The sequence below is a fragment of the Bacillus cereus group sp. MYBKT111-2 genome (assembly GCF_051915205.1).
GTDB classification, from domain to species: Bacteria; Bacillota; Bacilli; order Bacillales; family Bacillaceae_G; genus Bacillus_A; species Bacillus_A paranthracis.
This window is the reverse complement of sequence record NZ_JBQAEG010000001.1, coordinates 207,596-220,718: the sequence shown is the minus strand read 5'-3', so window position 1 is coordinate 220,718 and position 13,123 is coordinate 207,596. Positions and strand designations below refer to the sequence as shown.

The window sequence follows — 13,123 nt, the reverse complement described above, 5'->3', positions numbered from 1 at the left end:
GTAAGGGAGGCTTGTTCCAATATGCGTGTATCAAATGTAACAGTTAGAAAACGACTTATTTTTATACTCATATCAGGTATACTTATTTTCACTATCATCGATATTCGTCTTGGATATGTGCAATTTTTTCTTGGGAATATGTTAACGGATCGTGCGAAAGATTCATGGAGTCGTAATATTACTTTTGAACCTGAACGTGGAAAAATTTTAGACCGAAATGGTGTGGAACTTGCCACGAATAAAAGTGCTCCAACTGTCTTTGTTGTACCGAGGCAAATTGAAAAACCAGCAGAGACTGCAGAGAAGTTAGCTGCAGTATTAGGTGTGGAAAAAGATGAGATTTATAAGAGGATTACAAAAAAAGAATCAATTGTAAGGTTAGATAAAGGCGGAAGGAAAATATCACATGATAAGGCGAAAGAGGTAAGAGGATTAAGTTTGAAAGGTGTTTATATCGCAGAAGACTCTATCCGGTACTATCCATTTGGCAACTTTTTATCACATGTATTAGGGTTTGCAGGTAGTGATAACCAAGGTCTTATGGGACTAGAAAAATATTATGATAAAGAACTGAATGGTGATGAAGGTCATGTGCGCTTTTTTGCAGATGCAAAAGGGCAAAGGATGCCTAATGTTGGCGATGATTTCAAAAAACCAGAAGCTGGTTTGAATTTAGGCTTAACAATTGATGCACGTATTAATAGAATTATGGAAAGAGAAATGAATATCGCAGAGTCGACATATAATCCAGATGGTATGATTGCGATTGCGATGAATCCGAAAAATGGTGAAATTTTAGGTATGTCGAGTCGGCCGAGTTTTGATCCGGCAGATTTTCAAAGTGTTTCTCCAGAAGTGTACAATAGAAATTTACCAGTATGGAGTACGTATGAACCTGGTTCAACATTTAAAATCATTACGTTAGCCGCAGCTTTGAATGAAAATTTAGTAGACTTAGAGAAAGATACGTTTTATGATGATGGAGCAGCTGAAGTTGGTGGAGCAAGATTGAAATGCTGGAAAGCAGGAGGCCATGGTAGCCAAACGTTTTTAGAAGTAGTTCAAAACTCTTGTAACCCAGGATTTATTGAGCTGGGTGATCGTCTTGGTAAAGATCGATTGTTTAAATACATTCGTAATTTTGGCTTTGGACAAAAAACCGGAATTGACCTGCAAGGTGAAGGTAGTGGGATTTTATTTAATTTAGACAAAGTCGGTCCAGTCGAGCAAGCAACAACTTCATTCGGTCAAGGTGTTTCTGTTACGCCAATTCAACAAGTGGCGGCGGTAGCAGCAGCTGTAAATGGTGGAACATTGTATCAACCGTATATAGCTAAAGAATTTATTGATCCGAAAAACAATCAAGTTGTAAGTAAAAAGACACCTGTGGAAAAAAGAAAAGTTATTTCCAAGGAAACTTCAGAAAAAGTTCGGTATGCATTAGAGAATGTTGTAGCAAAGGGATCTGGTAAAGGTGCTTTTATTGATGGGTATCGTGTAGGCGGAAAAACAGGTACAGCCCAAAAAGTGAAAGATGGTAAATATTTAGAGAATAATTATATCGTATCTTTTATCGGTTTTGCTCCAGCAGATGATCCGGAAATTGTTGTATATGTTGCTGTTGATAATCCGAAAGGTGTAACGCAATTTGGTGGAGTAGTAGCAGCTCCAATTGTTGGGAATATTCTGCGGGATGCACTTCCTGTTATGGGAGTGAAACCGAGAAAAGAACAAGTTGAGAGAGAATATAAATGGGGCGATACACCAACTGTGGAAGTTCCAAATTTAATTGGTATGAAAAAGAAAGACTTACAGACGCAACTCGTTGATTTGAAGCTTGATATAAGCGGAGATGGAGAGAAAGTCATTAAACAGTCCCCAGAAGCAGGAGCTAAAGTGAAAGAAGGCTCAAAAATTAGAATTTACTTCGGGAATTAAAGGTAACCTAGTACGTTTTATGGTACAATTGGTGGAAGTGAGTTCTTTATAAGAAGAGTTACTTAATTTGAGACCGCAAGAGTCTCGGTTATAAATAGGTCTATTTATTAGACACAGTAGCACTTACCTCCTATTTTACATAATTAGGAGGTAACGTGTTGCTTATTAATAAAAGAGATAAATACACAATGTAGAGAGGGTTTAGTGAAATGAAGTTGCATACACTTGTATCATGTTTGCATGATTTTCCAGTTGTTCCAAAAGAAAATCCAGAAATCACATCTATAGAAGCTGATTCACGTAAAGTGAAAGAAGGAAGCTTATTTGTATGTATGAAAGGATATACGGTTGATAGCCATGATTTTGCTAAGCAAGCAGCGGCACAAGGAGCGGCTGCTATTGTTGCGGAAAGACCAATTGATGTTGACGTTCCAGTTGTACTTGTGAAAAATACTTTTCGTTCGTTAGCGGTTTTAGCTGATTATTTTTATGGTCAACCAACACACAAGTTACATTTAATCGGTATTACAGGTACAAATGGAAAGACAACAACATCGCATATTATGGATGAGATTATGCGCGCACATGGTCACAAAACGGGGCTAATTGGAACGATTAATATGAAAATCGGTGATGAAACATTTGAGGTGAAAAATACAACACCAGATGCACTAACACTTCAACAGACGTTTGCAAAAATGGTTGAACACGGTGTGGATAGCACAGTAATGGAAGTTTCGTCACATGCTTTAGATCTTGGCCGTGTACACGGATGTGATTACGATGTCGCAGTGTTTACAAATTTAACACAAGATCATTTAGACTATCATAAAACGATGGAAGAATATAAACATGCAAAAGGGTTGCTATTTGCGCAACTTGGCAATAGTTATAATCATAATCGTGAAAAATACGCGGTATTGAATAACGATGATGCTGTAACAGCGGAATATATGAGAAGTACTGCAGCAACTGTTGTAACGTATGGAATTGATACAACAAGTGATGTTATGGCAAAAGATATCGTTATGACAAGTGGTGGCACTACATTTACGCTTGTAACACCGTATGAGAGTGTAAATGTTACGATGAAATTAATTGGGAAATTTAATGTATATAACGTACTAGCTGCGACAGCGGCAGGACTTGTTTCTGGTGTAAGTTTAGAAACAATCATTGATGTAATAAAGGAACTAGCTGGAGTTCCAGGACGTTTTGAAGTAGTTGATGGTGGACAAAATTATACAGTTATTGTTGATTATGCACATACACCAGATAGCTTAGAAAATGTATTAAAAACAGCAAAACAGTTTGCAAAAGGTGACGTATATTGCATCGTCGGTTGCGGCGGTGATAGAGATAGAACGAAGAGACCAATCATGGCAAGTGTTGCAACACGATATGCAACTCACGCCATTTACACTTCAGATAATCCAAGAAGTGAAGAGCCAGGAGCTATTTTAGATGATATGGTACATGGTGCAAATGGAAATAATTATGAAGTGATTATTGATAGAAAAGAAGCGATATACCATGCAATTGCTAACGCAAAAGCTGAAGATATTATCATTATTGCTGGTAAGGGTCATGAAACATATCAAATTATTGGTAAAGATGTTCATCATTTTGATGATCGTGAAATCGCTAAAGAAGCAATTACAGAGCGTTTAAACAACGAAGAGTAACAACGTGAGAGGAGGACTACATGTGCTTGAGCAAGGTTTATTAGTAACGGCTGGGGTAGCATTCTTAATTTCTGTTGCCCTTTCGCCATTGTTTATTCCATTTTTAAGAAAATTAAAGTTCGGACAGAGTATTCGTGATGAGGGACCAAAATCACATCAAAAAAAATCAGGGACACCGACAATGGGTGGTATCGTCATATACGTATCTATGATGGTAACTTCACTTATTATGGCGATTAAGTTTAATCATTTAGGTGCAGAGGTATCGTTATTACTATTAGTGACATTTGGTTACGGATTGATTGGATTTTTAGATGACTACATAAAGGTAGTTAAGAAGAGAAATCTTGGTTTAACATCAAAACAAAAATTAGTAGGTCAGCTTGTTATTGCTATTGCGTTCTTTTTAATTGGAAAAGGGCAAGCGTTCCACACATACATCATGATTCCGGGAACGGATGTTAAGTTTGAATTAGGTTGGGCGTATTTTGTACTTGTACTATTTATGCTTATTGGTGGATCAAATGCAGTTAACTTAACTGACGGTTTAGATGGTTTATTATCAGGAACAGCTGCTATTGCATTTGGAGCATTTAGTATTATTGCTGTGGCACAAGAGCAATTTGGAGTAGCGATATTCTGTATGGCAGTTGTAGGAGCTGTACTTGGATTTTTAGTATTCAATGCGAATCCAGCAAAAGTGTTTATGGGAGATACAGGTTCATTAGCTTTAGGTGGAGCCATTGCAGCTGTAGCAATTTTATTAAAACAAGAATTGCTACTTGTAATCATTGGCGGAGTATTCGTAATGGAAACTTTATCGGTTATTATTCAGGTTATTTCGTTTAAAACAACAGGAAAACGTGTCTTTAAAATGAGTCCATTACACCATCATTATGAATTATGTGGTTGGTCAGAATGGCGTGTTGTTGTGACGTTTTGGTCTGTAGGATTTTTATTAGCTGTGTTAGGAATTTATATCGGGGTGTGGATGTAATTGAAAACTGTAACTGAATTTCAAAATAAAAATATTCTTGTATTAGGCATTGCAAAAAGTGGTTATGCAGCAGCTACATTGTTACAAAAGTTAGGGGCAAATGTTATTGTAAATGACGGAAAGCCTTTAGCAGAGAATGTACTTGCTGCAGAATTACAAGCAAAAGGAATGGATGTTGTATGTGGTGGTCATCCTTTAGAATTATTAGAGAGAAATATTTCTCTTGTAGTAAAAAATCCAGGAATCCCGTATTCTAATCCAATATTAGTTGCTGCGAAAGAAAAGCAAATTCCAATTGTTACGGAAGTTGAATTAGCATATCGTATTTCAGAAGCACCATTTGTTGGGATTACGGGGTCTAACGGTAAAACGACGACGACAATGCTTACATTTGAAATGCTAAAAGAAGGACAAAAGCATCCCGTAATTGCAGGGAATATTGGAACTGTAGCGTGTGAAGTTGCACAGGATGCGAAAGAAAATGAAGTTGTAGTTACAGAACTTTCATCGTTCCAATTGATGGGAGTAGAATTGTTCCAACCTAAAATTGCTGCGTTTTTAAATTTATTTGAGGCCCACTTAGATTATCATGGGACGAAGAAAGAATATGGTTTAGCAAAAGCGAATATTTTTAAAAACCAAACAGAAAATGATTATAGTGTAATAAATGCAGATGATGCAGATGTGATGGCTTTATCTGCTTATAGTAAAGGTCAAAAAGTACTGTTCTCAACAACGAAAGAAATTGAAGATGGTGCGTGTATAAAAGATAATGCTCTTTATTTTAAAGGTAAAAAAGTTGTTGAAGTAGGCGATATCGTTTTACCTGGTCAACATAATTTAGAAAATATTTTAGCAGCGATGAGTATCTCAAAATTATTGGGTGTTTCTAATGAAGCGATTACGGCAGTTTTAAAACGTTTTACAGGTGTAAAACATCGTTTAGAATACGTAACAACTATAAACAACCGTAAGTTTTATAATGACTCAAAAGCAACGAATATGTTAGCGACAGAGAAAGCTTTATCTGCGTTTACACAACCGACTGTGTTATTAGCAGGTGGGCTAGATCGTGGAAATGAATTCGATGATTTAATTCCGTATTTCAAAAATGTTAAAGCGATTGTAACATTTGGACAAACAGCTCCAAAATTAGTAAGAGCTGCAGAAAAAGCGGGATTAGATACAATTGAAAGTGTCGATACTTTAGATGAAGCTGTAGTGAAAGCTTATGCTCATTCTACAGATGGCGATGTAATTCTTCTTTCTCCAGCATGTGCAAGCTGGGATCAATTTAAAACATTTGAAGAAAGAGGAGACATTTTTATACAAGCTGTGCATAAACTTATATAAAGTAAATCAAAACATCAGTAGGCTAACACCTACTGATGTTTTGTTACATAGGGCAAAAGTTTCTGCCTAAAGAGGTGGTGTTTATGGGTAATGAAGAAAACGCCTGATTTTATTCTCATCATCGTTACACTTGCGTTGTTAACAATCGGAATGATTATGGTTTATAGTGCGAGTGCGGTTTGGGCCTCTTATAAAATGGGGGACTCATTCTTTTTTGCAAAAAGGCAATTGCTATTCGCAGGTCTTGGTGTAGTGGCTATGTTTTTTATTATGAAAATTGATTATTGGGTGTGGCGTACGTATTCAAAAGTAATTTTGCTAGTTTGCTTCATTCTTCTTATTCTCGTTCTTATTCCTGGAGTAGGTCTTGTTCGAGGAGGAGCGCGAAGTTGGATTGGAATCGGGGCATTTTCCATTCAACCGTCCGAATTTATGAAGTTTGCGATGATTATTTTCTTAGCGAAATTTTTAGCAGAACGACAAAAATTAATTACCTCTTTTAAACGTGGTTTACTACCAGCTTTAGGTTTTGTATTTCTTGCTTTCGGAATGATTATGTTACAGCCCGACCTTGGTACAGGGACGGTAATGGTTGGGACATGTATCATTATGATATTTATCTCAGGAGCAAGAGTCTTTCACTTTGCAATGTTTGGTTTGCTTGGTGTAGCAGGATTTGTAGGGCTAATTGCATCAGCACCGTATCGGATGAAACGTATTACATCATATTTAGACCCGTGGTCAGATCCGCTTGGAAGTGGATTTCAAATTATTCAATCGTTACTCGCAATTGGACCAGGTGGATTATTCGGGCTTGGACTTGGACAAAGTAGACAAAAGTTTCTTTATTTACCTGAACCGCAAACAGACTTTATATTTGCAATCTTATCCGAGGAATTAGGTTTTATTGGTGGTTCATTTGTGTTATTATTATTTAGTCTATTATTATGGCGTGGGATTCGTATAGCTTTAGGAGCGCCAGATTTATATGGTACGTTTTTAGCAGTAGGTATTGTGGCGATGATTGCGATTCAAGTAATGATTAATGTTGGTGTTGTAACAGGATTGATGCCTGTTACGGGTATTACTTTGCCGTTTTTAAGTTATGGTGGATCAAGTTTGACATTAATGTTAATGGCAGTAGGTGTATTATTAAATATAAGTCGCCATTCTCGCTACTAAACCCTGTTTTATAAGACAGGGTTTTTCGTATGTGTACGAAGAAACAATATGTATATAGAAATAAATACGACTGTAATAAGAAAAAGAGAAGCGGAGGAGTTAGTAGTGCGTGTATTAGTAAGTGGTGGGGGCACTGGAGGTCATATTTATCCGGCTCTTGCTTTAATAAGAGAAATAAAAAAATTAAATCCGGAAGCAAGGTTTTTATATATTGGTACGGAGAATGGATTAGAGAGCACAATCGTGCCAAAAGCAGGTATACCGTTTCAATCTATTGTTATAAGTGGATTTAAACGTAAAATATCGTTAGATAACGTGAAAACGGTGATGCGTTTTCTAAAAGGTGTACAAGATAGTAAACGATATATTCGTCGTTTCAATCCAGATATTGTAATTGGAACAGGTGGATATGTATGTGGACCTGTTGTATATGCTGCGGCAAAATTAGGTATTCCAACTATTGTACATGAACAAAATAGTGTACCTGGTGTAACGAATAAATTTTTAAGCCGCTATGTTGATAAAGTTGCAGTTTGTTTTGAAGCGGCAGCAGAACATTTTCCGCAGTCAAAAGTGGTCATGACAGGAAACCCACGAGCGTCAGAAGTAATGGATCAAAATGGAATGAAAGGAAAACGTTCAGTAGGTTTATCTCTTCCTAAAAAATCCGTGCTTATTTTTGGTGGCAGCCGTGGGGCTAGACCAATTAACGATGCTTTCGTAGAGGCAATTGAACAGTTTGGAAATAAAAGTTACGAAATATTGTATGTAACAGGTGAAGTTCATTACGACAAAGTGATGGATGCAGTGAAGCAAAAAGGGAACCCGAATAATGTTATTATTAAACCTTTCATTCATAATATGCCAGAAGTACTTACAGGTGTAGACCTTGTTGTCTCAAGAGCTGGAGCAACAACACTTGCAGAATTAACAGCGTTAGGTAAGCCAAGTGTGTTAATTCCGAGTCCTTATGTAACAAATAACCATCAGGAAAAAAATGCACGTTCTGTTGTCGATAAAGGAGCAGCAAAAATGTTGCTTGAAAAAGATTTAACAGCTGAAACACTTATTCGTGATATTGACGAGATTTTATTAGATGCACAAACATTACAAAATATGAAGCTTGCTGCTGGGCAATTAGGTATTCCAGATGCAGCAAATAAGTTGTATGAAGTAATGAATAAGCTTGTAAAAAAATAACGTTAGGTGAACGCCCTGCATACTACTGTAATAAGGATGCTTAGTATGGGGGAGATTGTTTATGGAGCAATTAGTAAATGAGCTTATAGAAGCAAATGTTGGTCGCGTGTTAGTGGATGAACCGTTAGCACGTTATACAACTATGAAAATAGGTGGACCAGCTGATATTTTAATTGTGCCAAGGCATGTTGCCGGTATTGAAAAAACGTTGCAGTTAGTAAAGAAATATAAAACAAAGTGGACTGTAATTGGTCGCGGTTCGAACCTTCTTGTATCTGATCTAGGTATAGAAGGTGTCGTTATTCGTTTAGGAGAAGGATTAGACCACTTAGAAGTCGAAAAACATAGAGTAAGAGTTGGTGGTGGGTATCCCCTAATTAAATTATCAACTTTACTTAGTCGGCAAGGGTTAGCCGGTCTGGAGTTCGCAAGTGGTATTCCAGGAAGTGTTGGCGGTGCAGTGTATATGAATGCAGGAGCACATAATTCGGATATATCAAACATATTATCAAAAGCTCTTATTTTGTTTGAAGATGGAACAATTGACTGGTTAACGCATGGAGAAATGGAGTTTTCCTATCGTACATCTGTATTGCAAACGAAACGTCCTGGTATTGTTTTGGAGGCTGAGTTTCAATTACAAATAGGTGAGCGTGAGAGAATTGTAAGTGTTATGCAAAAGAATAAAGATTACCGTCGTGAAACACAGCCATGGAATCATCCGTGCGCAGGAAGTGTGTTTCGGAATCCAACTCCATACTTTGCAGGAGATTTAATAGAAAAGGCGGGGCTTCGTGGTTATCAAATAGGTGGAGCTCAAATTTCTGAAATGCATGGGAATTTTATTATTAATACTGGGGGAGCCAGCGCGCAAGATGTCTTATCTTTAATTGCATTAATAAAACAAACAATTAAGGATGGATTTGGCGTAGAAATGCATACAGAAGTAGAAATCATTGGAAGATAACGGTTATTCGTTCCGCTCATTATCATTTATGTTATAATAAGAAGATAAGAACGGCATGAGGAACATGCCGTTCTTTATGTTACGTAGGGGGATCGTACATGAAAAATAGTAAAGTAATTAAACTACAGGATCGTGTACCAAAGTTAAAAAATCAACAGAAAAAAAAGAAGAAAAATGTTAATCATCGGTTGATTTTATACATATCAATTTTATTTCTATTAGTTCTCTTTTTAATTTATTTTCGGTCTCCGCTTAGCAATATAAAAAAGATAAGTGTGTTTGGAAATCATTATATGACAGATGAACAAGTGATGAAGGAATCAGGTGTGACGTATGATACAAGTTATTTCCGGGTGACAGCACATAAAGCTGAAGAAAATTTAACGAAACGAAAAGAAATTAAAGCAGTAAATGTAAAGAAACGTTTTCCAAATAAAATTGACGTTCATATTGAAGAATATTTAACGATTGGTTATATAAACAAAGAAGGGAAATTACAACCGTTATTAGAGAATGGGAAAACACTTGATGTACTCCCGAACGGAAAACTTCCTGTAGCAGCGCCAATTTTTGAACCTTTTAAAGAGGAAAAAATGAAGGAGTTAATTGCTGAGCTTGAAAAATTAACCCCAACTATTTTAAGGTCTATTTCTGAAATTCGTTATTCACCGACGAATGCGAATGAAGACCACCTTACTCTATATATGAATGAAGGGTATGAAGTGAGCACTACGATTCAAAATTTCGCAAAACGTATGGAAGCTTATCCACTTATCTTAAAAACAATTGAGCCGGGTAAAAAGGTATTAATTGACTTAGAAGTAGGGGCATATACGAAAGAATTAGGGGCGGAAGAAAAAAAAGAATAGAAAGATAGTGTTCGCTACGTTATTGTAGAAAAACGAAACAAACGTTCTATTGGATGTGCCTGAATTTACAAGAATGGTTCATTTGATGAAAAAGATGTAAAAATTCTTAGATTCATACTAGGATTGGTACAAGTTTCACTTTTCTATGAGTACATCTTAGTGTAGACTTATACTTGGCGGTAATCTTTACACTTGAAATGGAATTATTTCAAGATAAGCAGTTATTCACAGTTTACTGCGATATTCTTAAATGAATGTTAAATAAAAATAAGAAAAATATAGGGTTAAAAAAGGGAAACGTATAAAGACGTTGAATATTTTTCTTATAAATAGTAAAGTTGCGATTGTTGTTCCATATATTGAGTTGTATGGTATAAATAAAGAAGGAGGTGCCAAAGAATGAACAGCAATGAAATATATGTTAGTCTTGACATCGGTACATCCAATGTTAAAGTCATCATTGGTGAAATGGTTAATGACAGCTTAAACATTATTGGTGTTGGAAATGTAAAATCAAATGGTTTAAAGAAGGGATCGATAGTTGATATAGACGAGACTGTTCGATCAATTAAAAAAGCAATTGAACAAGCTGAGCGCATGGTGGGAATCCACATTGAGCAAGTTGTAGTGGGTGTCAATGCAAACCAGGTACAGCTACTTCCTTGTCACGGAGTAGTCGCTGTTTCAAATGAAGATCGTGAAATCGGGAATGAAGATGTCTTACGCGTTCTAGATGCAGCACAAGTTGTGTCAATTGCTCCAGAACGTGAGTTTATTGATGTGGTACCTCGACAGTTCATTGTAGACGGTCTTGACGAGATTAACGATCCACGCGGGATGATCGGTGTAAGATTAGAAATGGAAGGTACACTTATTACAGGCTCGAGAACTTTACTACATAACCTACTTCGTTGTGTAGAAAAAGCAGGTCTTGAAATTGTTGATATTTGTCTTCAACCTTTAGCGGCTGCAACAGTTGCTATATCTTCGGATGAAAAAAATAGAGGAGTAGCCCTTGTTGATATGGGCGGAGGATCTACAACTTTATCTATTTTTAAAGATGGAGAGTTACAAGCGACGAGCGTATTACCATTAGGTGGAGACCATATAACGAAGGATATTGCAATTGGGTTGAAAACTTCAACAGAAAATGCAGATCAAATTAAGTTGAAATATGGACATGCTTTTTATGATACAGCATCTGAAGAAGAGATGTTTACGGTTCCTATTATGGGAAGCGACCAAACAGAACAATATTCTCAGTTGGAATTATCGGATATAATAGAGGCTCGTGTAGAGGAAATTTTAATGTTTGTTCAAGATGAAGTGCGTAAGTTAGGAGTAAAGCAAGTAGCTTCTGGTTATGTACTAACTGGTGGAATTGCTTCTATGCCAGGTGTCCTTGATCTTGCATATGATATTTTACATGAAAATGTTCGTATAGCAACTCCTGATTATATTGGTGTGCGTGAGCCACAATATACAAGTGGAGTAGGATTAATTAAACATTCTTATCAAAAAGCTAAATTACGTGGGAAAAATGTACAGGAAAAGCAAGAGCATTTTGAACCAGTACCAGCACAAGCTCCAGCGCCGGTACAACAGCAACCTGCGAAACAAAAAACTCGTAATCAAAACAATAATAATCAAAATGATGACCGTATGATGTCAAAAGTAAAACGTGTATTCCGTTATTTATGGGATTAAAATTGGACACGAAAAATGAGGTTCTAGGGGGATTTCGACATGTTAGAGTTTGATACTACTCAAGATCAATTAGCGAATATAAAAGTTATCGGTGTCGGCGGTGGCGGAAACAATGCTGTAAACCGTATGATTGAACACGGTGTACAAGGTGTAGACTTTATCGCTGTGAATACTGATGCACAAGCATTAAATCTATCAAAAGCTGAAACAAAAATGCAAATTGGTGGAAAATTAACACGTGGACTTGGTGCAGGTGCAAACCCTGAAGTAGGGAAAAAAGCTGCAGAAGAAAGTAAAGAACAGATCCAAGAAGCACTTCGTGGTGCTGATATGGTATTCGTAACTGCTGGTATGGGCGGCGGAACTGGAACTGGTGCAGCGCCAGTTGTTGCTCAAGTGGCAAAAGAATTAGGTGCATTAACAGTTGGTGTTGTAACACGTCCATTTACATTTGAAGGACGTAAGCGTGCAACACAAGCGGCATCTGGTATTGCAGCATTTAAAGAAAATGTAGATACACTTATTGTAATTCCAAACGATCGCTTATTAGAGATTGTTGATAAAAACACGCCAATGTTAGAGGCATTCCGTGAAGCGGATAACGTATTACGTCAAGGTGTTCAAGGTATTTCTGATTTAATCGCAACACCAGGTTTAATTAACTTAGACTTCGCAGACGTAAAAACAATTATGTCTAATAGAGGTTCTGCTTTAATGGGTATTGGTTCTGGTAATGGAGAAAATCGTGCTGCTGAAGCTGCGAAAAAAGCGATTTCTAGTCCATTATTAGAAACATCTATTGATGGAGCTCAAGGTGTTATCATGAATATTACTGGTGGAGCTAACTTAAGCTTATATGAAGTACAAGAAGCGGCAGATATTGTAGCTTCAGCTTCAGATCCAGAAGTAAATATGATCTTCGGTTCGGTTATTAATGAAGGATTAAAAGATGATATCGTTGTAACTGTAATTGCAACTGGTTTTGATGATACAATTGCAACTCAACCACCAAAACCAATTATCCGTCCGAATGTGAATCACACGCAACAACAGCAACAGCCAGTAGCTCAACCACCAAAACAACGTGAAGTAAAACGTGAAATGAAGCGTGAAGAGCCAGTTGTACATGAGCGTCATTCAGATTCAGATGATATCGATATTCCAGCATTCTTACGTAATCGTCGTAGACGATAAAAGAAAAGGAGCATTTATGCTCCTTTTTTGT

The 13,123-nt window shown here is 36.8% G+C and carries 10 protein-coding genes; all 10 read left to right on the top strand.

The annotated features are described in order from the left end of the window. Window positions 1-21: 21 nt before the first annotated feature. A complete protein-coding gene (locus ACTFNE_RS01040; protein ID WP_001266227.1) occupies window positions 22-1,938 on the top strand; it encodes a stage V sporulation protein D in 1,917 nt (638 codons plus the stop codon). A gap of 209 nt (window positions 1,939-2,147) precedes the next feature. Beyond that, a complete protein-coding gene (gene murE, locus ACTFNE_RS01035; protein WP_000766300.1) occupies window positions 2,148-3,623 on the top strand; it encodes a UDP-N-acetylmuramoyl-L-alanyl-D-glutamate--2,6-diaminopimelate ligase in 1,476 nt (491 codons plus the stop codon). Between the two features lie 22 nt (window positions 3,624-3,645). Next, window positions 3,646-4,620 (top strand): phospho-N-acetylmuramoyl-pentapeptide-transferase, encoded by a 975-nt coding sequence (gene mraY, locus ACTFNE_RS01030; protein ID WP_000893058.1) that lies wholly within the window; start codon window positions 3,646-3,648, stop codon window positions 4,618-4,620. Next, complete coding sequence (gene murD / locus ACTFNE_RS01025) at window positions 4,621-5,973, top strand: UDP-N-acetylmuramoyl-L-alanine--D-glutamate ligase (protein WP_046198484.1); 1,353 nt, start codon at window positions 4,621-4,623, stop codon at window positions 5,971-5,973. A gap of 90 nt (window positions 5,974-6,063) precedes the next feature. Continuing rightward, window positions 6,064-7,155 (top strand): stage V sporulation protein E, encoded by a 1,092-nt coding sequence (gene spoVE / locus ACTFNE_RS01020; protein ID WP_000753510.1) that lies wholly within the window; start codon window positions 6,064-6,066, stop codon window positions 7,153-7,155. A gap of 105 nt (window positions 7,156-7,260) precedes the next feature. Then, on the top strand, window positions 7,261-8,355 hold the full coding sequence (murG, locus tag ACTFNE_RS01015) for an undecaprenyldiphospho-muramoylpentapeptide beta-N-acetylglucosaminyltransferase (protein ID WP_001265415.1): 1,095 nt from the start codon (window positions 7,261-7,263) through the stop codon (window positions 8,353-8,355). Between the two features lie 61 nt (window positions 8,356-8,416). Continuing rightward, the gene (gene murB, locus ACTFNE_RS01010) at window positions 8,417-9,322 is read left to right on the top strand and encodes a UDP-N-acetylmuramate dehydrogenase (protein WP_046198485.1); all 906 of its coding nucleotides are present in this window, start codon (window positions 8,417-8,419) and stop codon (window positions 9,320-9,322) included. A gap of 98 nt (window positions 9,323-9,420) precedes the next feature. Next, window positions 9,421-10,191, top strand: coding sequence for a cell division protein DivIB (gene divIB, locus ACTFNE_RS01005; protein ID WP_000798230.1), 771 nt, complete (start codon window positions 9,421-9,423; stop codon window positions 10,189-10,191). Between the two features lie 399 nt (window positions 10,192-10,590). After that, on the top strand, window positions 10,591-11,898 hold the full coding sequence (ftsA, locus tag ACTFNE_RS01000) for a cell division protein FtsA (RefSeq protein ID WP_001087555.1): 1,308 nt from the start codon (window positions 10,591-10,593) through the stop codon (window positions 11,896-11,898). Window positions 11,899-11,937: 39 nt separating this feature from the next. After that, a complete protein-coding gene (gene ftsZ, locus ACTFNE_RS00995; protein ID WP_000888991.1) occupies window positions 11,938-13,092 on the top strand; it encodes a cell division protein FtsZ in 1,155 nt (384 codons plus the stop codon). The last annotated feature ends 31 nt before the right edge of the window (window positions 13,093-13,123 follow it).

Bases quoted from the DNA above. Each gene is read 5' to 3' on its own strand.
- ftsZ (WP_000888991.1), top strand. From the start codon at position 11,938: ATGTTAGAGTTTGATACTACTCAAGATCAATTAGCGAATATAAAAGTT.
- divIB (WP_000798230.1), top strand. From the start codon at position 9,421: ATGAAAAATAGTAAAGTAATTAAACTACAGGATCGTGTACCAAAGTTA.
- murE (WP_000766300.1), top strand. From the start codon at position 2,148: ATGAAGTTGCATACACTTGTATCATGTTTGCATGATTTTCCAGTTGTT.
- ACTFNE_RS01040 (WP_001266227.1), top strand. From the start codon at position 22: ATGCGTGTATCAAATGTAACAGTTAGAAAACGACTTATTTTTATACTC.
- murB (WP_046198485.1), top strand. From the start codon at position 8,417: ATGGAGCAATTAGTAAATGAGCTTATAGAAGCAAATGTTGGTCGCGTG.
- ftsA (WP_001087555.1), top strand. From the start codon at position 10,591: ATGAACAGCAATGAAATATATGTTAGTCTTGACATCGGTACATCCAAT.
- spoVE (WP_000753510.1), top strand. From the start codon at position 6,064: ATGAAGAAAACGCCTGATTTTATTCTCATCATCGTTACACTTGCGTTG.